Annotated in this window: 20 protein-coding genes; 6 read left to right on the top strand and 14 right to left on the bottom strand. The window is 59.7% G+C overall.

The annotated features are described in order from the left end of the window. Nucleotides 1–158: 158 nt before the first annotated feature. The gene (locus tag M5G18_RS15745; protein ID WP_007957480.1) at nt 159–1,484 is read left to right on the top strand and encodes a sigma-54 dependent transcriptional regulator; all 1,326 of its coding nucleotides are present in this window, start codon (nt 159–161) and stop codon (nt 1,482–1,484) included. An 82-nt stretch (nt 1,485–1,566) separates the two neighbouring features. On the opposite strand, the gene M5G18_RS15740 is transcribed toward M5G18_RS15745, so the two are convergent. The 9 genes from M5G18_RS15740 to M5G18_RS15700 form a co-directional block, all read right to left on the bottom strand. After that, nucleotides 1,567–2,871 (bottom strand): hypothetical protein, encoded by a 1,305-nt coding sequence (locus M5G18_RS15740; protein ID WP_273900222.1) that lies wholly within the window; start codon nt 2,869–2,871, stop codon nt 1,567–1,569. A 45-nt stretch (nt 2,872–2,916) separates the two neighbouring features. Then, nucleotides 2,917–3,663: a hypothetical protein gene (locus M5G18_RS15735; protein ID WP_085603925.1), complete on the bottom strand. Its 747-nt coding sequence runs from the start codon at nt 3,661–3,663 to the stop codon at nt 2,917–2,919. Between the two features lie 43 nt (nt 3,664–3,706). Then, nucleotides 3,707–4,387: a C39 family peptidase gene (locus M5G18_RS15730; protein ID WP_007957477.1), complete on the bottom strand. Its 681-nt coding sequence runs from the start codon at nt 4,385–4,387 to the stop codon at nt 3,707–3,709. Nucleotides 4,388–4,450: 63 nt separating this feature from the next. Then, nucleotides 4,451–5,467 carry a heme utilization protein gene (locus tag M5G18_RS15725; protein ID WP_273900223.1) on the bottom strand — a complete coding sequence of 339 codons (1,017 nt, stop codon included), beginning with the start codon at nt 5,465–5,467 and terminating at the stop codon, nt 4,451–4,453. Nucleotides 5,468–5,535: 68 nt separating this feature from the next. Beyond that, nucleotides 5,536–6,108, bottom strand: a complete 573-nt coding sequence (locus M5G18_RS15720) for an adhesin (protein WP_273900224.1) — start codon at nt 6,106–6,108, stop codon at nt 5,536–5,538. A gap of 1 nt (nt 6,109) precedes the next feature. Continuing rightward, on the bottom strand, nt 6,110–6,559 hold the full coding sequence (locus tag M5G18_RS15715) for a hypothetical protein (protein ID WP_273900225.1): 450 nt from the start codon (nt 6,557–6,559) through the stop codon (nt 6,110–6,112). A gap of 357 nt (nt 6,560–6,916) precedes the next feature. Beyond that, nucleotides 6,917–7,441, bottom strand: coding sequence for an AAA family ATPase (locus M5G18_RS15710; RefSeq protein WP_273900226.1), 525 nt, complete (start codon nt 7,439–7,441; stop codon nt 6,917–6,919). Next, nucleotides 7,438–8,001, bottom strand: coding sequence for a nicotinamide riboside transporter PnuC (gene pnuC / locus M5G18_RS15705; protein ID WP_273900227.1), 564 nt, complete (start codon nt 7,999–8,001; stop codon nt 7,438–7,440). Before pnuC ends, M5G18_RS15710 begins: the two co-directional genes overlap by 4 nt. A gap of 81 nt (nt 8,002–8,082) precedes the next feature. Then, nucleotides 8,083–9,717: a methyl-accepting chemotaxis protein gene (locus M5G18_RS15700; RefSeq protein WP_273900228.1), complete on the bottom strand. Its 1,635-nt coding sequence runs from the start codon at nt 9,715–9,717 to the stop codon at nt 8,083–8,085. Nucleotides 9,718–10,021: 304 nt separating this feature from the next. On the opposite strand from M5G18_RS15700, the gene M5G18_RS15695 reads away from it, so the two are divergent. Together M5G18_RS15695 and M5G18_RS15690 are read left to right on the top strand one after the other, a co-directional pair. Further along, nucleotides 10,022–10,852: an undecaprenyl-diphosphate phosphatase gene (locus M5G18_RS15695; protein WP_273900229.1), complete on the top strand. Its 831-nt coding sequence runs from the start codon at nt 10,022–10,024 to the stop codon at nt 10,850–10,852. Next, on the top strand, nt 10,849–11,277 hold the full coding sequence (locus tag M5G18_RS15690) for a DUF1294 domain-containing protein (RefSeq protein WP_039768201.1): 429 nt from the start codon (nt 10,849–10,851) through the stop codon (nt 11,275–11,277). Before M5G18_RS15695 ends, M5G18_RS15690 begins: the two co-directional genes overlap by 4 nt. Here the strand turns inward: M5G18_RS15690 and M5G18_RS15685 are convergent. Next, nucleotides 11,274–11,633, bottom strand: a complete 360-nt coding sequence (locus M5G18_RS15685) for an MmcQ/YjbR family DNA-binding protein (protein WP_273900230.1) — start codon at nt 11,631–11,633, stop codon at nt 11,274–11,276. The two genes, M5G18_RS15690 and M5G18_RS15685, sit on opposite strands and share 4 nt — an antisense overlap. Beyond that, complete coding sequence (locus M5G18_RS15680; RefSeq protein ID WP_102686231.1) at nt 11,630–12,538, bottom strand: LysR substrate-binding domain-containing protein; 909 nt, start codon at nt 12,536–12,538, stop codon at nt 11,630–11,632. The genes M5G18_RS15685 and M5G18_RS15680 overlap by 4 nt, the downstream gene beginning before the upstream one ends. A 127-nt stretch (nt 12,539–12,665) precedes the next feature. Here M5G18_RS15680 and M5G18_RS15675 point away from each other — a divergent pair, with 127 nt between their 5' ends. Further along, a complete protein-coding gene (locus M5G18_RS15675; RefSeq protein ID WP_085745771.1) occupies nt 12,666–13,277 on the top strand; it encodes an FMN-dependent NADH-azoreductase in 612 nt (203 codons plus the stop codon). Between the two features lie 235 nt (nt 13,278–13,512). Further along, complete coding sequence (locus tag M5G18_RS15670; protein ID WP_007957461.1) at nt 13,513–14,550, top strand: alpha/beta hydrolase family protein; 1,038 nt, start codon at nt 13,513–13,515, stop codon at nt 14,548–14,550. Between the two features lie 4 nt (nt 14,551–14,554). Here M5G18_RS15670 and M5G18_RS15665 read toward each other — a convergent pair whose 3' ends face one another. Beyond that, the gene (locus tag M5G18_RS15665) at nt 14,555–15,742 is read right to left on the bottom strand and encodes an MFS transporter (protein ID WP_230730819.1); all 1,188 of its coding nucleotides are present in this window, start codon (nt 15,740–15,742) and stop codon (nt 14,555–14,557) included. 144 nt (nt 15,743–15,886) lie between these two features. Continuing rightward, nucleotides 15,887–17,473 (bottom strand): ABC-F family ATPase, encoded by a 1,587-nt coding sequence (locus M5G18_RS15660; RefSeq protein WP_045121838.1) that lies wholly within the window; start codon nt 17,471–17,473, stop codon nt 15,887–15,889. A gap of 390 nt (nt 17,474–17,863) precedes the next feature. Between M5G18_RS15660 and lpxO the strand changes: the two genes are divergently transcribed. Then, on the top strand, nt 17,864–18,763 hold the full coding sequence (lpxO, locus tag M5G18_RS15655; protein WP_127798055.1) for a lipid A hydroxylase LpxO: 900 nt from the start codon (nt 17,864–17,866) through the stop codon (nt 18,761–18,763). Nucleotides 18,764–18,805: 42 nt separating this feature from the next. On the opposite strand, the gene ku is transcribed toward lpxO, so the two are convergent. Continuing rightward, a complete protein-coding gene (ku, locus tag M5G18_RS15650; RefSeq protein WP_273900232.1) occupies nt 18,806–19,666 on the bottom strand; it encodes a non-homologous end joining protein Ku in 861 nt (286 codons plus the stop codon). Between the last annotated feature and the right edge of the window lie 142 nt (nt 19,667–19,808).

Genomic DNA, 19,808 nt, shown 5'->3' with positions numbered 1-19,808 from the left:
ATAGCTAACTAATAAAACGCGTTCTTATAACTGCTTCACTTGTACACCTATAAGCAATCGATACAAGACGCCGTCAAATTCTTGCTAATGTAACAGTCAGGTTTGCCAAATGACTGTTTTTACGATCATTTCCTAAAATTTGGCGCCAAGGAACAGTCATGAGCGAAGCGCCTGCATTAAGACGTTTATTGGTCGTCGACCCGTGCGACGACTGTCACCGATTGCTTCCGGGTTTACGTGCCGTGGGTTGGGACGTCGACAGTTGTAGCCTGGAAAATGCCGCCGACCGAAGCTGCGATGTCGGCCTGTTGCGGTTACAGCCTTTTCACCTGGAACGTCCCGAAGCCGTCAAAGAGCTGATCAGCCGCAGCGGCACCGAGTGGATCGCCGTGCTGAATCAGGAAGTGCTGCGCTTGCAGAACGTCGGCGACTTCGTCTGCGAATGGTTTTTCGATTTCCACACCTTGCCGTTCGACGTGTCGCGGGTGCAGGTCACCCTCGGCCGGGCGTTCGGCATGGCGCGTCTGCGCGGTCAGGGCACGATTCACGTTGACCAGCCGGAACACGAGCTGCTGGGCGACAGCAAACCGATCCGCGAGCTGCGCAAGCTGCTGAGCAAACTGGCACCCACCGAGTCGCCAGTGCTTATTCGCGGCGAAAGCGGGACCGGTAAAGAACTCGTCGCCCGTACCCTGCACCGGCAGTCGCAACGCCACAGCAAACCGTTTGTGGCGATCAACTGCGGGGCGATTCCCGAGCATTTGATCCAGTCCGAGCTGTTCGGTCACGAGAAGGGGGCTTTCACCGGCGCCCATCAGCGCAAGGTCGGGCGTATTGAAGCGGCCAATGGCGGCACCTTGTTTCTCGATGAAATCGGCGATCTGCCGCTGGAACTGCAAGCCAATCTGTTGCGCTTCCTTCAGGAAAAACACATTGAACGGGTCGGCGGCAGTCAACCGATCCCGGTGGATGTGCGGGTGTTGGCGGCGACTCACGTCGACCTCGAAGCCGCCATCGAGAAGAAGCGCTTTCGTGAGGACTTGTACTACCGGCTCAATGTGCTGCAGGTGGTGACCGCGCCGTTACGCGAGCGCCACGGCGACCTATCGATGCTGGCCAACCATTTTTCCCACTTCTACAGCCACGAAACCGGCCGGCGTCCGCGCAGTTTCAGCGAAGACGCGTTGATCGCCATGGGCAAGCACGACTGGCCGGGCAATGTCCGCGAGCTGGCCAACCGCGTGCGTCGGGGGCTGGTGTTGGCAGAGGGGCGGCAGATCGAGGCCCGTGACCTGGGGCTGATCAGCCAGCAGTCGATCGCGGCACCCATGGGTACGCTTGAAGACTACAAGACCCGCGCCGAGCGCCAGGCGTTGTGCGATGTGTTGAACCGGCACAGCGACAATCTCAGCGTTGCCGCCAAAGTGCTGGGGGTTTCCCGGCCGACTTTCTACCGTTTGCTGCACAAACACCAGATCCGCTAGGGCGCGGTGCTTCCTGAAGACCGGAAGCTGAAAAGGCCCGCTGCGATGCAAGTCGCAGCGGGCCTTTTTATTGTGTCGCGGTTTAGAAGTAATAAGGGAATTTCAGGCTAAAGGAGAAGTCCGGGGCATCGTCCGTCATGCCGATGGACAGGTTGGGCACGATGGTCAGGTTGTCGGTGGCCGCGATGGTCATGCCGACGTTGAAGTAACCGGCGTTGGCGTCGCTGGACACCACCGATTCCCAATCCCCGCCATCCTGTTTCAGCTTGCTCTTGCGTTGCACCAGATCCGAGACGGAGAACGACATGCTCATCTTCTCGTTCAGTGCGAAGGCAACACCCGCGCCGATCTGGAAGCTGTCGCCGATGCGTACCTTGCCCGGGTTTTTCTGGTTGACGGTCGAACTGATGTCGTCGAACGATTCCTCGAAGTTATGGGTGTAGGACAGGCTGCCGAACAGCACGGCCGGGTCAAACGTCTTGACCAGCGAGATGCCCGGGGTGATCGACCAGACGCCGTTGCCGGTGGGCAGGGTGTCAGGCACGAACAGGTTCGAGTTGGCATCGGTCTGGCGCAGCTTGATACCGAACGGATCCTTGCCCGTAGGCGCCTTGACCCGCAAGGACACCACGGCGTCCGGGGTGTTGACCGACTCGTCCAGGAACTTGTAAGCAATGCCGAAGTTGACGTCGCCGATGGTCGGATCGCGGCTTACGTCCTGTTCGGTGGTGACGTTGGAGGCGCCTCCGTTGCCGCCGCCGGACTGATAGGTCGATTCACGGTAGACCACCGGCACGTTCAGGTCGAACTGCCAGCGGTTGTCGAAGTTGTAGCGTCCCGTCAGGTCGAGGGTCCAGGTGTCGGCCTTGATCCGGTCGAGGTTGATGTTGCCCAGAAAAATCGAATCCAGGGCGAGGAAGCCGTTGAGGATCAGCTGGCGGGTGTCGTAGCGTGAATAGGTCACGCCGGTTTCAAAGCTGAACTTGCCGCCGCCAAAGAAGCCGCTGGCTTCGTCGTACAGGTTGGACACGCTCTGTGCCGGTTGCGAATCATCGGCCAGCGACTGGCCATAGGATGCGCCGCTGCCCCCGGCGGCGCCCCCCGACGCTGCCGCAGCCCCGGTGCCGGTGGCTACCCGGTTGCCTTTCATGTCCGAAGGCGATTTGGCCAGGCGTTTTGGGGGTGGGGAGGCGGGTTGCTCTTCGACCTGGCGGACCCGTTGTTCGAGCACCGCCAGGGCTTTCTGTTGTACTTCGTATCGTTGCTTCAGCTCCAGAAGTTCCTGTTTCAGGGTCTCCACATCCGCATCGGGTGCTGCTTGCAGCATCGCCGCGGGTAGAAGAGTACTCAAACATACAGCGGCACGCAGTGATACTGATCGATACATGAATAAGCCGTCCCTTTAAGCCCAATGATCGAGACTCAGCGTAGTTCAATATCCGATGTTGCGTAGTGCCCTGAGTTGAGTCAGGTTGCAGTCCAGTGCGCCGGCACTCATGCCGTTATTGTTCAGGACAACGTTGAGTTGTGTCAGGTTGTTGACTACGTTCGCGTTACCCAGCAAGCGGGTGTTTTGCAGCAATCCGCCCTGGGCGACCTGTTGCAAGGCTGTACCCTGATTGCCGGAGGCCTGAATGGCCATTTGCACACCGCCATTTGTGGCTGAAACCGCGACGCTGCCGGCGCCGTTGCTGCCGGAGATGGTCTGGCCGGCCATCAAGGCCTGGCCCTGGGCGGGCATCAGGGCAGGTGCCTGACTTGCTTCTTTGACGTTGATCGCAACGTTGTTGTAGGCGGAGTTGCCGTCGCCAGCGGCGCGCACACTCTGCGTCACGCCTTGGCTTGAGTTGAGTCCCGCGCCACCCACGACCGAGCCAGTCCCCAGTTCCGGGGTACTGCCATTGCCGTGTTCCTTGATGGTCGAGACGTAGAATTCAGGTTTTACCGAAGCGGCCTGCAATTGCATCGTGGCCGAGGCCCCGATCAGATCTCCACTGGCGTTGCGCCAGGTGCTGCTCATGACGACACCGAAGCTGATGATCCGGCCCGGCATCACATAACGACCACGTAGCTCTGAAAGCTCCTGGTCCTTGATTTCGATGGGTTTGAATCCTGCATTGGCATAGCCTGACGCACTCGCTGCCAGGCAGGCGGCGGCCAGCCAGTATGAGGTTTTCATCTGCTGCTCCCGGGACATCCAGCCCCACTCTTGTAATCGGCGATTAAAAGAAGTCGCTCTGTATGAACCCGAAGTCCATCAATTCAGCATCTTTGACCGGGTTGAAGGCATCCAGCTTGTTTTTGGCCGTCACCGGTACCGGAGGGCTGCGCAAGGCATTGGCCTTGTCATATCCGGGGCCGACGATGGCAAAGACAATGCCGTTCCAACCTTTGACAAAGTCATCATGGGAGTAGCGTTTGTGTCCTAAAACCGGGTCTCCGATGTAGACCCAATCCTTGTCCGCACGCTGCATCACCACGAAATGCTTGTAGCCGCGAATTTCCATCAGTACCACCACCGGGATCGTGACTGCGTCGAGTTTTTCCGGTGGAATCTTGTAGCCCCTGGCGCGCATGCCGATGCTTTCTATGTAGCGCTTCATGTCCAGCATGGAAAAACCCTGAGTACGAACAAGGTCCTGGTCAGCGTTGACCAGCATGCCTTTGATGATGTGCTCCTCATCGACGTCGAGCCAATAAGCCTGGCGCAATACCGTCGCCAGTGCGGCAGCGCCGCAGCTGAAGTCGGTTTTCTGTTCGACGATGTCGGCAAACTTGCGCTCACGGATGCTTTGCACGTTCTTGTAGACGAGCGTGCCGCCAGGCAAGGCAGCAACGGGCATCTGGGCGGCCTGGGTCAGGCCACAGAAGCAAAGCAGAGCGAGGAGGGCAGTCTTACGCATGATCGATACGCCTTTGCGGACTGAGGAAAAGCCCCGTTTCCGGGGCTTTCGTTTCGATCGCGATTACAGGCAGGCTTTGCAACCTGCAGCGATGGACAGCGAGTTGCTTTGTTGGTTACCGATACCGGCAGAGTTGTTGAAGCCAGCGTTGCCGTTGAAGTTGTTACCTACGTTGCTGACGTTAGCAGTGTTGGTAACTGGGTTTTTCCAGCCGTCTGGGGTCAGCACTTGTTGAGTGGTCACACCAGCCAGACCGAATACACCCACGGCTACGAAGTCAGATTTCTGATCTTTGCCGCCGCCGTTACCGCCATGGCCCCGGTCGTTGTTGCCATAGCCGCCACCGCCGTGACCGTGATCGTCATCTTTGGTGGTTGCAGTGCCTGCGGCCACGAACGCGCCGACGGCGTTGACAGTGCCAGTGAGGGTGTCTTTTTTGTAGGTTTGAGTGCCATAGTTCGAAACACTCAAGCCAGTGGAGCTTTGGTTGGCAGCGGCTGCTGCGTTAGCTACACGACCACCGGACACAGCAATTGCCAGGTTGTTTTTCTGTTGGTTGAAGTTACCGGCAGTGTTGTTCACGCCGATGTTGCCGGATCCGCCGTTGCCCACATTGTTCATGTTGGCGTTGGCAGTGCTTGAGTAGTTATAGACGGTGTTGGCGTTGTTGACCTGAGTTGCGCTGGAAACCGCAACGGCGCTGCCGAAGATGAAGCTTTCGTCAGCGGTGGCCAGAGCAGCCGCGTTGTCTTGTTGGTTGCCATCGCCTGCGGCGTTGTTCATGCCCAGGTTGCCGTTGCCGCCGTTAGCCGAGTTTTCGACCTTGGCATCGTTTTTGGTGCCCTGGTTCAGGACGCCGTTGCCTTGGCTGTTTTGGACATCGAGCACTGCAGCCCCGGCGCCAGCGCCGATTTGCAGCAGTTGTTCCAGGGTAGGGCCTTTTGGTTCATGGTTGCCATGACCGTTGCCGTGCCCGTTACCATGACCGTGATCATCATCACGACCGCCTGCCTGTGCTGCGATTGCCATCACTGCTGCGAGTGCGAAAACCAGTGGTTTGAGGGCCATTGTAGGTTTCATGGTGTTTCTCCGTGCTTATTAGTTGGTTAAGTGTTGGTACTTTCTAATTGCACTGCTTTTTATTTGGGTCAGTCTGCGACCCGGATGCTCAGGGTGTTAGCCATTCGGTTCCCCACCCCGGCACTCTGGTTCACCTGGATTACCCCTCGGCTGCCGGTGAAGGCCTGATCACTTGTCGTGACCTGGCGACTGCCGGGTGAGGTACCAGTTGCTCCTGAGCTCGGTAACAACGCCACGTTCTGTTGGGAAAGGGCGCTATCGTCAACGCTCTGCGGGCCGGCACTGATGCTGACGCGCGTAACGTTGGCCATCTGGTTGTTGGCCCCGGCGCCCTGGTTCACGCCCAGGATCCCGTTGCCATTACTGAAGGAGTTGCCGCCGATGGTTGCACTGGCGTCGCCGGTGCGGGCAGCGGGTGTGTTGATTCGCTGGATGACGCTGGTGGTCGCAGTGGCTTCGGTGCCAATGGCGATCGCCTTGGTGTTGGTCTGTTGCATCTGATCGCCGGCCGCCTGGTTGACGTTGAAGTTGCCGTGATACTGGATGCCGGAGTTCTGAATGTTCGCGTTGTCCACGGAGCTGGGATCGGCCATGGCACTGGCGCAGCCGAAGAGGGCAATCAGGAGCAGGGAACGATTCATGTCATTGGCCTCCGGCCATGCGGGTCAACGGAGCAAGGCCGGTGCTCATGGCACGGTTGACGGTATTGGAAATCGCACCACCGGAACCGCCACCGTGACCGGCGCTCATGCCCGGCATACCGTTGGGGTTGGTCAGTGAGTTCAAGCCAGGCACACTCGAATTCGGAGTCACAATGCCGTTGCGAATCGAAGACCCGCTGGCGACACCGGCAAATTCACCGTCACTGAGTTCGGTACTGGCCATCGCGTTATTGATACGCCCGGCAGGGTTGGCATTGACGGTGGTCGGGTAGGGGTCTTTGCCGCCGCTGCGGCCGATATGGACCGGCTGGACGTCACGATTGAGCACGATCACGCCATTGCCTTCGGCCTGAACGTTGAAACTGAGAAAAGGGCTGGCAGCTGATCCGATCAGCAGAAGGCAGGTAAAGGCTTTTTTGATATTTCCCACGGCGGCAATTCCTTCTTCAGTGGGCTGGGCCTGGTCAGCGTTGTGAAGGAGAGAGCGAAAGCTGTGCCGCTTTTGAAATGTCTTTTAATTTCAATGAGTTGGGGTTGCCGAGCGCAGGCCTGATACAAAAGCTGTTTCATCGTTGAAACAAGTCACTGCCTTCGTAACCCCCCAAAGCCATTGCAAAGCTCTGGAACAAGGGTTTGCGCGCAGGTGTTTCAGCTGTGTAACAAGTCGCGTGACAAAAGGATGAAGGGCGCTGAGACGGGCACTTTGCACCCGCAGGACTGTTTCAGGAACGGACACTTTGGCCCCAAAACAGGGGAAGGCGGCGGGGCAAACACCCCGCAAACCGGGTCAGTCCGCGAGCAGGGCGCGCACCGCATCGAAGGCTTGCTGCTGGCGTTCGGCCCAGTTGCCCTGAATGATCTGCAAGGGCTGGCGATGTTTTTCCAGCCAGGTACGGGTGGCCTGATAGAACGCGAGCCGTTCGTTCAGGTCGGGCTGGCAGCGCTGACCATCGTCCGTCCACTCGATCTGCTCGGGGGAGAGCAGCAGGTGCAGGTCGTATTCACGCGCCAGCAATTCGGTTTCCAGCCAGGGCGGGCAGTCGCCGAACAAGGTCTGGCTCCACAGGATGTTGCTCAACAGATGGGTATCGAGCATCAGCAGTCGTGGGTGTTGCGCGCGTGCCTCGTCTTCCCATTGCAACTGGCCACGAGCGATCTCGGGGATGTCGGCGAGGCAGGTATCGCGAGGGTTCTGCTCGATGAACCAGCGCACATACTCGTCCACCCGCAAACCGCCGAACTGCTGTTGGATTCCGGCCGCCAGCCAGCTCTTGCCCGTGGACTCGGGACCGGTCAGAACAATCACTTTCATCGTTGCAACGCCGGATCGGCGCGCCATTCGCGCCAGCCTTGCACCGCGATCAGGGTGAACAGGGCATACAGCGCCGCCGTGAGGTACAGCCCTTTATAGAGAAACAGCCCGACGAAGATCACATCCAGCACGAACCACAACTCCCAGCATTGCAGGCGTTTGTGGGCCATCCAGAATTGCGCGACAAGACTGAAACCGGTCAGCCCCGCGTCGAGCCACGGTTGTGCAGCGTCGGTCCAATGGGCCATGGCCGCGCCCAGCAACAGACTGCCCACTGCGCCGATGGCCAGCCCTTGCGCAATCGAGCGATTGTCGAGCCGGCTGACCTCGCGCCCGTCATGCATCGTCCCGGCCCGCGTCCATTGCCACCAGCCATAGATTTGCAGGCCGGCATAAACCACCTGCAGCAGCATGTCCGAATACAGCTTTACCTCGAAGAACACCCAGGTGTAGAGCGACACCATGACCAGCCCGATCGGCCAGCACCACGGATTCTGTTTGACCGTGAGCCACACGGCGATCACACCGAGGGCGGCCGCAAACAGTTCAAGCCCGGACATGCAGGTTCCTTGGGGGAATAAAAGAGGGAGCGGATTGTACCGAAAAACAGGTGGGAAACGAGTTCCCACCTGCAAGGGCGATCAGACGCGGAACTGACGCAGCAAACCGTTCAACTGCTCACTGAGTTGGCCCAGTCGCACGCTGGCCACGCTCGACTGTTCGGCCGCCAGCGCGGTGCTGTGGGACAACCCCGCCGCCTGGGTGACGTTCTGATTGATGTCTTCGACCACGTGCGCCTGTTGCAGCGTTGCGCTGGCAATCGACGCGTTCAGGCCATTGAGGTTGCGAAGGGCCTGGCCGATCGCGTTCAGACTGGCGCTGGCCAGCCCCGCCTGTTCGATGGTCAGTTGCGAGGCCTTGCTGCTGTCGCCGATGACCTTCACGGCGGCTTCGGAATGGTTTTGCAGGCGTTCGATCATGGTCTGGATTTCCGCCGTGGACTTCTGCGTGCGCTGAGCCAGCAAACGCACTTCGTCGGCCACCACCGCAAACCCGCGCCCCTGTTCACCGGCGCGAGCCGCTTCAATCGCAGCGTTGAGGGCCAGCAGGTTGGTCTGCTCGGCAATCGAGCGGATCACTTCCAGCACGCTGCCGATCTGCGTGCTTTCGGTCGCCAGCGTGCGGATGACTTCGACGGCCTGATCGATGGTGCCGGACAACTTGTCGATCTGTTGCAGGCTGCCGTCGATGTTGATCTGGCCTCGCTGCGCCTGAGCCTCCGCGTCACGCATTTCGCTGGCCGCGTGTTCGGCGTTCTTCGCCACGTCCTGCACGCCGTAGGTCACTTCGTTCACGGCGGTGGCCACCAGTTCCATCTGCTGCGATTGCTGCTGGCTGCGTTGCTGGGCTTGCGCCGCGTCGTTGCCCAGATCGCTGGACGACTGGCCCAATGCGCTGGCGGACACCTGCAAGTCACCGATCACCCGGCGCAGCTTGGCGGTAAAGGCATTGAAGTGATGGGCCAGCTGCGTGACTTCGTCCTGGCCGTGAGTATCGAGGCTGCGGGTCAGATCGCTTTCGCCGCTGGCGATGTTGGCCATGGCGTTCACGGTTTCCTGCAACGGACGGACGATGCTGCGGGCAATCAGGATCACCAGCAGCGCCATGATCACCGCAATGACCAGACCCACGACAGACGCCTTGATCACCTGGCCCTGGAACTCGGCCTGCACGTCATCGACGTACACGCCCGAACCGATGACCCAGCCCCACGGCTCGAACAGTTTCACGAAGGAAGTCTTGGCCACCGGCTCACTGGCGCCGGGTTTGGGCCAGCGATAGTCGACCATGCCGGCGCCCTTGGCCTTGGCGATGGCGACCATTTCGTTGAACACCGCAAAGCCGTCCGGGTCGCGGATTGCCGAGAGGTTCTGGCCCTCAAGCTTGGGATTGGTCGGGTGCATGACCATCACGGGCGTGAGGTCATTGATCCAGAAGTAATCGTTCTGGTCATAGCGCAGGCCACGGATCGCGGTCAGCGCCTGTTTCTGCGCCACATCGCGGGTCAGGGTGCCTGCCGCTTCGAGGCCTTGGTAGTAAGTCAGCAAACCGCTGGCGGTCTGCACCACATGCTGGGTTTTCTGGGCCTTGGCGTGGTAAAGGTCATCGTGGATCTGCTTGAGCATCAACACGCCCAATGTCAGCAGCATGACCACTGCCACAATCAAGATGAGCCACAAGCGTCGGCTGATCGACACACTGCGCAAGCTGTTCATAACGCTGTCACTCCGGATTCTTTTTCTTGTAATAAACCACCGCCAGCATCCAACCACGTTTCGGTGACCGGGCATACGCGACCCAAGTCGTATAACGCGGCAGCGCTATTACGGCTTGTCTGTTAGGATTTCGGCGCCGCGCGTGAAAACCTGAATCCAAATTGATTTTTCACGGAATTTTGACTGTTTCGTGTGGATCCTGTGCGTGCGGAATCGGTACAGCTTTAACCAGCTACGCTGAACGCAGTGAACGTAAAAAAATACTATCGGGGCATGCCGCCGGGCATCGCTCTTTGGGGGATTGATGGATCTTTGGACCGCCTTGCAGGCATTGATTCTAGGAGTTGTAGAGGGGCTGACGGAGTTTTTGCCCATTTCCAGTACAGGACACCAGATCATTGTTGCCGACTTGCTCGATTTCGGAGGCGAGCGGGCCATGGCGTTCAACATCATCATCCAGCTCGGCGCGATTCTGGCGGTGGTCTGGGAGTTTCGGCGCAAGATTCTCGACGTGGTCATCGGTTTGCCGACCCAGCCGAGTGCGCGGCGTTTCACCGCCAACCTGCTGATCGCCTTCCTGCCCGCCGTGGTGTTGGGCGTGATCTTCGCCGATCTGATTCACCATTACCTGTTCAACCCGATCACCGTGGCCGCCGCACTGGTGGTGGGTGGCATCGTGATGTTGTGGGCCGAGCAGCGTCAGCATGAAGTGCACGCCGAAACAGTCGACGAAATTCGCTGGACGGATGCGCTGAAGATCGGCTTCGCCCAGTGCCTGGCGATGATCCCCGGCACTTCGCGTTCCGGCTCGACCATCATCGGCGGCCTGTTGTTCGGTCTGTCGCGCAAGACTGCCACCGAGTTCTCGTTCTTCCTGGCAATGCCGACCATGGTCGGTGCGGCGGTGTATTCGGGCTACAAGTATCGCGACCTGTTCGTTCCGGCAGACTTCCCGGTGTTCGCCATCGGGTTCGTCACGGCGTTCATCTTCGCCATGATCGCGGTGCGCGGCCTGCTCAAGTTCATCGGCAGCCACAGCTATGCGGCGTTCGCCTGGTACCGGATCGTCTTCGGTCTGGTGATTCTGGCAACCTGGCAGTTCGGCTGGGTCGACTGGACGGCGGCCACGCCATGAGTGATTCCCGCGCACGCCGCCCGGATCGCGGGCCATCCGGTGGCAATATCCAGCATCTGAAGTTGAAGCTGGTGGTGCTGCTGATCGTCTGCGCGTTGCCGCTGTTCGGCTCGCTGTCGATGTGGCTGCGCGGGATTTCCCTGGTACCGCTGACGGCTTACGGGCTGGTCAGCGTGCTGGCGTTTTTCCTGTACTGGGCGGACAAGCGCAAGGCCCGTGCTGACGCCTGGCGTACGCCGGAGAACATCCTGCACGCGGTGGAACTGGCTGGTGGCTGGCCGGGCGCATTGATCGCCCAGCAGGTCTTCCGGCACAAGACGCGCAAGGTGTCGTTTCAGGTGCTGTTCTGGATGATCGTGGCGTTGCACCAGGTGTTCTGGATCGATCAGCTGTTCCTCGGTTCGAATCTGCTGGCGCTGTTCTAGAGCAGCAGTCCGACCTGCACGCGCTTGGGCAGCTTGCTCACCACCAGTTGATGGGAGCGCTGCAGCAATCCTTGCAGTTCCTCGGCGCCCAGCGGGTAGGGTGGGTGCATGATGATCCATTGCGCCCGGGCCAGATACGGCGCCGGGTGAATGCCCGGCCGGTCGCAATGACCCAGAAACAGATCCTTGTCGACCTTGAACGCCAGCGAATCACCGCGCAATCCCTGCAAGGCAAACATCTTGTTGCCGGCAATCGAAAACACCCGCACGCCACCCCACTTGTAGTCTTCCCGCGCCCCGGGCAAGGCCAGACAAAACTGGGCAACATCCTTCTCGCTCATCTTTCCTTGTTTCATAACAGCCGTTCTCCACAGGCATTGAACGATTCGACCAGATGATCGATCCACGCACGCACCGCCGGCATCACCCCGCGCCGGTGGGGATATACCGCTTGCAGCCAGCCGCCGGGCAGTGACCAGTCCGGCAGCAACTGCACCAGCGTGCCGTTGTTGAGCTCCGCTTCGCAATACATCATCGGCAACAGGGTGAACCCCTGGCCGGCCAGCACACATGCCTTGCGCACAATGAAATCGTCGATGCCCAACCGGGCTTCCAGCGCCAGGTCGCAACTCTTGCCGTGCTGATCGAGCAAGCGCACATGCACCATGCGATCCGCTTCCAGAGCGCCCAGCACCGGCAGATTCTTCAAGTCCTGCGGATGATTGATTTCCACGCCCTGTATAAAGGAAGGGCTCGCCACCACCACCATTTGCGCTTGCCGCAGGCGGCGAGTCACCAGCATCGGTTCCTCATCGCCGTGTTCGCGCACCCGCAGGGCCACGTCGATGCCTTCGGTGATGAGGTCGACCCGGCGATTGATCAGGGTGACTTCCAGCTGGACCTGAGGGTATTTGCCGAGGAAATTGCTGATCACCACCGGCAGCATTTCATGGGCCAGCCCCGTCGGGCTCGACACCCGCAGGCGTCCGCGAGGCTCGCTGGACATGCTGGCGACCGTCTCGTCGGCCATTTCCGCTTCCAGCAGCATTGCCTGACAGTGACGCAGATAGCGTTCGCCGACCGCCGTCAGCTTCAATTGGCGAGTGGTGCGTTGCAGCAAGCGTGCGCCGAGGCGTTCTTCCAGCTCGGCGATGCGCCGTGAAAGGCGTGACTTGGGAATGCCCAGCAAGCGGCCGGCGGCGGCGAATCCGCCAGCCTCGACCACTTTGGCGAAATAGTAGAGATCGTTGAGGTCTTGCATGGGAAAATCCGACTGTTCTATCAGTGGGACAAACTATCGCATTGTTGCCGTCTAATCAGCTATTGGTTTCGTCGGTAGGATTGTCTCCATTCCGTCGCCACCGGCGATTCATTCCAGGAGATTCCACATGAAACTGCTGCACATCGATTCGAGCATTCTGGGCGACAACTCCGCTTCCCGTCAGTTGAGCAGTCAAGTGACTCAAGCCTGGCAAGCCGCCGAGCCAAGCGCTGTCGTGACCTACCGCGACCTGGCCGCCGACGCCATCAGCCACTTCTCGTCGACCACTCTGGTGGCCGCCGGCACCACCGCTGAACTGCGCAACGCCGCACAACAGCACGAAGCCGAACTGAGCGCCACCACCCTGGCCGAATTCATCGCCGCCGACGCCATCGTCGTTGCTGCACCGATGTACAACTTCACCGTGCCGACCCAGCTCAAAGCGTGGATCGACCGCATCGCCGTTGCCGGCCAGACCTTCCGCTACACCGAAGCCGGCCCTGAAGGCCTGTGCGGTGGCAAGAAAGTGGTGATCGTGTCCACCGCTGGCGGCATCCACGCCGGTCAAGCTTCGGGCGTGGCGCACGAAGACTACCTGAAACTGGTCTTCGGCTTCCTCGGCATCACCGACATCGAAGTCGTGCGTGCTGAAGGCCTGGCCTACGGCGAAGAAGTGCGCAACAACGCCATGAGCGCCGCTCAGGCGAAGATCAGCGAGCAACTGTTCGCCGCCGCGTAAGGCTTGCGTAAAGAACAGCTCCTGTTCAGGCAAACCCAAAAAAACTCTGTATTCTGGTTCCGCAAGGGCCAGATACGGAGTTTTTTGTTTCTGACTGTTACATAATCTGGCCCGGGTTATGCAGTCTGATGATCAACGTCTGAGTGCAACGTCGCGCCGGATTACCGAACCTCGGAATTTCGGGCGTCGAACACAACGGATCTTTCGATTGAGTAACAACAGGGTGGGGCATCCCATGATGCGTCTTTGTGCAGCGTTACTGATTTGCCTGCTCGGCAGCCTGAATTCAGTGCACGCTGCGCCCGGGCAGCACCCGCGCTGGAGCGTCGGCTATCACGAGATGACGTTCCTCGACCCGCTCGACCTGCAACCGATGCGCGCCATCGCGTTCTATCCCTCCAGCGATCGCGAACACATGAGCCTGCTCGAAGGCTATTCGGTCGAGGCCGGCGAAGACACCAAAGTCGCCATCGGCCGCTTTCCGATGTTGATGCTGTCTCACGGCAACACCGGCACGCCACTGGCGCTGCACGACCTGGCCACGTCACTGGCACGCAAGGGCTTTGTGGTGGTGGCGGTGATTCACCCCGGCGACAACTCCAAGGATCACAGCCGCCTCGGTACGTTGAGCAATCTCTATGGCCGGCCGATCCAGATTTCCGAAGCCATTACCGCGACGTTGGGCGATCGCATGCTCGCGCCGTACGTGAACGCCGAACAGGTTGGCGTGATCGGCTATTCGGCGGGCGGCGAAACGGCGTTGATTCTGTCCGGCGCGCAGCCGGATCTGGATCGTCTGCGCCGTTACTGCCAGGAGCGCCCGGACGACCGCGACGCCTGCAACACTCAGGGTGAGTTGATTGTCGACCGCGACGATCTGCAACCGGTGGCCGATCCGCGCGTGCATGCGTTGCTGCTGATGGCCCCGCTGAGCCTCAAGTTTGGTCGTCACACCCTGGCCGATGTGCATGTGCCGGTGCTGCTTTACAGCGGCGACGGCGACAAACTGGTGGCTTTCGACAAAAACGCTGCGGCCCTGGCGCGCAAACTGCCGACTGCGCCGGACTTCAAACTACTGGCCGGGGCAGGGCACTTCGTGTTCATGGCACCGTGCACCGAAGAGCAGATCCTCGCCATGCCGGCGCTGTGCACCGATGCCGATGGCGTCGACCGCGAAGACATCCACCGCAACCTGATTTCCGAGGCCGGGCGGTTCTTCTCCCATGCCTTGGGCCGGCCGACCCGCGCGGGGATGCAGACGGCGGATCAGTGAGCGTTTACGCCATGGCCCGGCGCTTGAGCAGCAAGGTCAATCCCAGTCCGGTCACGGACAGCACGGCTGCACTGAAGAAAATCCACGAATAGCCCAAGTTCAACGCCACCGCGCCCATCAACGGCCCGGCAATCGCCAGCGCCAGATCGAAAAACACCGCATAAGCACTCAACCCGGCACCGCGACTGGAGTTGGGCACTTGCTTGATCGCCTCGACGCCCAGCGCCGGGTACACCAGCGACAACCCGAACCCGGCCAGACCTGCACCGATCAAGGCATACGCGGTCGAAGGCGCCAGCCACAGCATGACCAGGCCGACGGTTTCGATGGTCATGCAGGCAATCGCCGAGGTGAACCCGCCGAAACGCCCGATGGCCGAAATGAACAGCAGCCGCGACAGAATGAAACACACGCCGAACACGGTCAGGCAGTACGCCGCACCGGTCCAGCCGCGATTGAGGTAATACAGAGTAATGAAGGTGGTCAGCGTGCCGTAGCCAATTGACGCCAGACTCAGACTGGCGCCGAACGGTGCAATCCGCCCGAACACCGCCCAGAACGGCAGGCGTTCGCCACGCACCACCGGCACCGACGGCTTGTTGCGGATCAGCAGCAAGGCGCCGGCCGCGAGCAGCGACAAGGCAATGCCAAGGCTCTCGAAACCGTAATCGGCGACCATCACCACGCCCAACGGCGCGCCGATGGCAATCGCACCGTAGGATGCGATGCCGTTCCACGAAATCGAGCGCGCAGTGTGTTCGGCACCGACCTGGCCCATGCACCAACTGATGGTGCCGACGCCAATCAGGCCTTGGGCGATCCCCAGCAGCAGGCGACCGACGATCAGGATCGACAGGCTCAGCAGCGGCAAGCTCTGAAGCAGCGTCGAAACCAGCGTCAGCACACCGCTGAGCACAATCCCTGACAAGCCATACACAATCGCCCGTTTGGTGCCGATGGTGTCCGACATGCGCCCGGCCATCGGCCGGCTGAGCAGGGTGGCCAGGTATTGCGAACCGATCACCAGCCCGGCGATCACGGCACTGAAACCCAACTGTTCGTGCACATAGCCGGGCAGCACCGCAATCGGCAGGCCGATGCAGAGAAAGGCAATAAAGGTATAGAAAACGATGGAGACGATCTGCAGGGTGATCGCCATGGAGCTTTGCGGTGGCTGTTGCTGCGCAGACATGAGGACTCGTTCGCGGGCGGCGGTGGGAGAGTCCGCATCATGGCGTGGCGCTGGATTAAAAGGAAGCAGGCTAACGATCTTTTCCTCGACGCAAAAAAAGCCCCGTCACAAGGACAGGGCTTTCTGTTTACCGCTCGATTCGACTCAGAACACTACGCCTTGGCTGCGCAGGTAATCGTCGTAGGTGCCGCTGAAGTCGGTCACGCCGTTCGGGCTCAGCTCGATGATGCGGGTGGCCAGAGACGATACGAACTCACGGTCGTGGCTGACGAAGATCAGCGTGCCCGGGTAGTTTTCCAGCGCCAGGTTCAGCGCCTCGATCGATTCCATGTCCAGGTGGTTGGTCGGTTCGTCCATCACCAGTACGTTCGGCTTTTGCAGGATCAGCTTGCCGAACAGCATGCGACCTTGCTCACCACCGGAAATCACCTTCACCGACTTGAGGATCTCGTCGTTGGAGAACAGCATGCGACCGAGGGTGCCACGGATCACTTGCTCGCCCTGAGTCCACTGACCCATCCAGTCGAACAGGCTGACGTCGTCTTCGAAGTCGTGGGCGTGGTCCTGAGCGTAGTAGCCCAGCTCCGCGCTTTCAGTCCACTTCACCGTGCCTGCGTCCGGGGTCAGTTCGCCCATCAGCGTGCGCAGCAGGGTGGTCTTGCCGATACCGTTCGGGCCGATGATCGCTACGCGCTCGCCGGCTTCAACGGTGAAGCTGAAGTTCTTGAACAGGGTCTTGCCGTCGAAGCCCTTGGACATCTGCTCGATGGTCACGGCCTGGCGGTGCAGCTTCTTGGTCTGTTCGAAACGGATGAACGGGCTCACGCGGCTCGATGGCTTGACCTCGGCCAGCTGGATCTTGTCGATCTGCTTGGCACGGGAAGTGGCCTGCTTGGCTTTCGAGGCGTTCGCCGAGAAGCGGCTGACGAACGTTTGCAGTTCGGCGATCTGGGCTTTCTTCTTGGCGTTGTCCGACAGCAGTTGCTCGCGGGACTGGGTCGCCGCGGTCATGTACTCGTCGTAGTTGCCCGGGAACAGACGCAGCTCGCCGTAGTCCAGGTCGGCCATGTGGGTGCAGACGCTGTTCAGGAAGTGACGGTCGTGGGAAATGATGATCATGGTGCTGTTACGCGCCGTCAAAATCGTTTCCAGCCAGCGGATGGTGTTGATGTCCAGGTGGTTGGTCGGTTCGTCGAGCAACAGCACTTCCGGATCGGAGAACAATGCCTGAGCCAACAGAACACGCAGTTTCCAGCCCGGCGCAACTTCGGTCATCGGGCCGAAATGCTGTTCCAGCGGAATGCCCAGACCCAGCAGCAGTTCACCGGCGCGGGATTCGGCGGTGTAGCCGTCCATCTCGGCGAACTCGGTTTCCAGCTCGGCCACGGCCATGCCGTCTTCTTCGCTCATTTCCGGCAGCGAGTAGATGCGGTCGCGCTCGGCCTTGACCTTCCACAGCTCTTCGTGACCCATGATCACGGTGTCGATCACGGTGAATTCTTCGTAGGCGAACTGATCCTGGCGCAATTTACCCAGGCGAATGTTCGGCTCCAGCATGACCTGGCCACCGGACGGCTCGAGATCGCCGCCGAGGATTTTCATGAAGGTCGACTTGCCGCAACCGTTGGCGCCGATCAGGCCGTAGCGGTTGCCGCCGTTGAATTTGACCGAAACGTTTTCAAACAGCGGCTTGGCGCCGAACTGCATGGTGATGTTAGCTGTAGAAATCAAAGGTTTTTCCTGCGAAGCGTGCTGAGTAGCGAGGGTGCAGCCGGAGCGCTTGGCCCGAGTCGAAGTGCGCTGAGGCGGGACAATCCCGTCATCAACCAAGGGGGGCGCGTAAAGTTTGGCGGCGATTGTACTGGTCTGGCTCTCTAAACGATAGGGCAGTGACATCCCGATTGCCGTTTGGCGCGATCGCGGGACAGTTTTTCACAGATGAGTGTTCACTATTGGTTACAAACTGTGGCTAAAATGCCATCCATTCACCCAATGCCTTGTACGGCATGGGCTCAAGGATGCGCCACCGGGACGCTTTTTGATTTCAGACCACTGCCACAGACCTTGGGCCACAGCCCTAAAGGCGCGCAGTTTGTTCACTTCTGACGTGTGACGATTTCCGTGAAACTCATCATTGCCGCTGTATATGTCATTTCCATTGCATACGTTCACCTGCGCGGTCGCGTGCGCCACAAAATCGGTCGTCAACTGAGCGATCACTCTTCGTTTCTGGCACCGATCAACTGCTTCCTTTATCTGTTCTCGAAAAAGCCCAACACCCCGTACCTCGATCCGAAAGACTTTCCCGATCTGAGCCCGTTGCAGGCGCACTGGGAAGAAATCCGTGAAGAAGGCCGCAACCTGCTGCGCGCCGGCGAAATCAAGCGCTCCAACCAGTACGACGACGTCGGTTTCAACTCGTTCTTCAAGACCGGCTGGAAGCGTTTCTACCTGAAGTGGTACGGCGACAGCCACCCGTCGGCGCTGCAACTGTGCCCGCGCACCACTGAACTGGTGCAGAGCATCGGCTCGATCAAGGCTGCGATGTTTGCAGAATTGCCGCCGGGTTCGAAACTGGTGCGTCACCGCGACCCGTACGCCGGTTCCTACCGTTATCACCTGGGTCTGGAAACGCCGAACGATGCCGGTTGCTACATCAACGTCGATGGCGAGAACTATCACTGGCGTGATGGCGAAGCGGTGATGTTCGATGAGACCTTCATTCATTACGCGGAAAACACCACCGACCAGAACCGCATCATCCTGTTCTGTGACGTTGAACGTCCGATGAAGTATCGCTGGGCAGCGGCGTTCAACGGCTGGTTCAGCCGCACCGTGATGTCGGCGGCCGGTGCGCCGAACGACGCGGGTGACCGCACCGGTGGCATCAACCGTTTGTTTACCAAAATCTACAAGATCCGCCTGCGCGGCAAAGAACTGAAAAAGCGCAATCGCAAACTTTACTACATGGAAAAGTGGGCGATCTTCGGCGGTCTGCTGGCGATCTTCATTCTGATCTGACAAATCGGGCGACTGTTGAAAGACAGTCGCCCGATTTCATTTTCACGATGCTTTTTTGGTCTTCTTCGCCGCTGTGGTCTTGTTGGCGGTCTTCTTCGCAGGCTTGGCCGGGGCTTTCCCGCCGAGGCTGCGTTTGAGCAGTTCGGTCAGGTCGATGACATCGGCCGATTTGCGCTCTTCTTCACCGGAAACCGTCTCAACGTCTTCGATCTTGCCTTCATGGGCCTTCTTGTCCACCAGCGCCATGATCTTGTTCTCGAACTCGTCGTTGTAGTCCTCGGGCGTCCAGTCCGCCGTCATGTCTTCCACCAGCCGTTTGGCCATGTCCAGTTCGCCTTTGGCCAGTTGCGGCTTGGTCACTTCGCTGCCCAGCGCCAGTTCATCGAGGCTGCGCACTTCCTGCGGCCAGCGCAGCTTCACCAGCACCAGCGCCGACTCCAGGGGCATCAACGCCGCCAGATACTGACGCGTGTGTAAAACCACGCGGGCGAGGGCGACCTTCTGGGTTTTGCTCAGGGTTTCACGCAGCAAGGCGTAGACCTTGCCGCCGCGCTTGTCCGGGGCCAGGTAATACGGCGTGTCGATGTTCTGCAGCGGGATCTGCTCGCTGTCAACGAAGGCGAAGATGTCGATGGTCTGGGTCGAAACCGGGTGCGCCGAACGGATTTCTTCCTCGCTGAGCACCACATAGCGGCCTTTTTCGAACTGCACGCCTTTGACGATGTGCTCCTTGGTGACTTCCTTGCCGGTGACCTTGTTGACCCGTTTATAGCCGACCGGATCCATGCTGCGGCTGTCGAGCCAGTCGAAATCGACGCCCTGGGACGAGGTCGCCGAAACCAGCGCGACGGGGATGTGCACCAGACCGAAACTGATTGCGCCTTTCCAGATTGCCCGAGCCATGGTGCTGTTCTCCGAGTGATGTTCGGGTGACCCGTGGCCCGGCGCAAAAGTTTCCGTTGTTTGCGAGGTCGGCGGTAAACGGCAGGTCAAGCCGTGTTACATCTTGTTTGGTGGAGACGGGTTAACAAATCCGAACCCTGGG

Source organism: Pseudomonas aphyarum, from assembly GCF_028657055.1.
In the GTDB taxonomy this organism is placed as follows: domain Bacteria; phylum Pseudomonadota; class Gammaproteobacteria; order Pseudomonadales; family Pseudomonadaceae; genus Aquipseudomonas; species Aquipseudomonas aphyarum.
This window is presented reverse-complemented; position numbering and strand designations above follow the sequence as displayed.

What these genes read in the sequence shown, in the direction of transcription:
- M5G18_RS15695 (WP_273900229.1), top strand. Translation starts at nt 10,022, where the DNA reads ATGGATCTTTGGACCGCCTTGCAGGCATTGATTCTAGGAGTTGTAGAG.
- M5G18_RS15710 (WP_273900226.1), bottom strand. Translation starts at nt 7,441, where the DNA reads ATGAAAGTGATTGTTCTGACCGGTCCCGAGTCCACGGGCAAGAGCTGG.
- M5G18_RS15700 (WP_273900228.1), bottom strand. Translation starts at nt 9,717, where the DNA reads ATGAACAGCTTGCGCAGTGTGTCGATCAGCCGACGCTTGTGGCTCATC.
- M5G18_RS15745 (WP_007957480.1), top strand. Translation starts at nt 159, where the DNA reads ATGAGCGAAGCGCCTGCATTAAGACGTTTATTGGTCGTCGACCCGTGC.
- M5G18_RS15690 (WP_039768201.1), top strand. Translation starts at nt 10,849, where the DNA reads ATGAGTGATTCCCGCGCACGCCGCCCGGATCGCGGGCCATCCGGTGGC.
- M5G18_RS15685 (WP_273900230.1), bottom strand. Translation starts at nt 11,633, where the DNA reads ATGAAACAAGGAAAGATGAGCGAGAAGGATGTTGCCCAGTTTTGTCTG.
- pnuC (WP_273900227.1), bottom strand. Translation starts at nt 8,001, where the DNA reads ATGTCCGGGCTTGAACTGTTTGCGGCCGCCCTCGGTGTGATCGCCGTG.
- M5G18_RS15720 (WP_273900224.1), bottom strand. Translation starts at nt 6,108, where the DNA reads ATGAATCGTTCCCTGCTCCTGATTGCCCTCTTCGGCTGCGCCAGTGCC.
- M5G18_RS15740 (WP_273900222.1), bottom strand. Translation starts at nt 2,871, where the DNA reads ATGTATCGATCAGTATCACTGCGTGCCGCTGTATGTTTGAGTACTCTT.
- M5G18_RS15730 (WP_007957477.1), bottom strand. Translation starts at nt 4,387, where the DNA reads ATGCGTAAGACTGCCCTCCTCGCTCTGCTTTGCTTCTGTGGCCTGACC.
- M5G18_RS15725 (WP_273900223.1), bottom strand. Translation starts at nt 5,467, where the DNA reads ATGAAACCTACAATGGCCCTCAAACCACTGGTTTTCGCACTCGCAGCA.
- ku (WP_273900232.1), bottom strand. Translation starts at nt 19,666, where the DNA reads ATGGCTCGGGCAATCTGGAAAGGCGCAATCAGTTTCGGTCTGGTGCAC.
- M5G18_RS15735 (WP_085603925.1), bottom strand. Translation starts at nt 3,663, where the DNA reads ATGAAAACCTCATACTGGCTGGCCGCCGCCTGCCTGGCAGCGAGTGCG.
- M5G18_RS15675 (WP_085745771.1), top strand. Translation starts at nt 12,666, where the DNA reads ATGAAACTGCTGCACATCGATTCGAGCATTCTGGGCGACAACTCCGCT.
- M5G18_RS15670 (WP_007957461.1), top strand. Translation starts at nt 13,513, where the DNA reads ATGATGCGTCTTTGTGCAGCGTTACTGATTTGCCTGCTCGGCAGCCTG.
- M5G18_RS15665 (WP_230730819.1), bottom strand. Translation starts at nt 15,742, where the DNA reads ATGTCTGCGCAGCAACAGCCACCGCAAAGCTCCATGGCGATCACCCTG.
- M5G18_RS15680 (WP_102686231.1), bottom strand. Translation starts at nt 12,538, where the DNA reads ATGCAAGACCTCAACGATCTCTACTATTTCGCCAAAGTGGTCGAGGCT.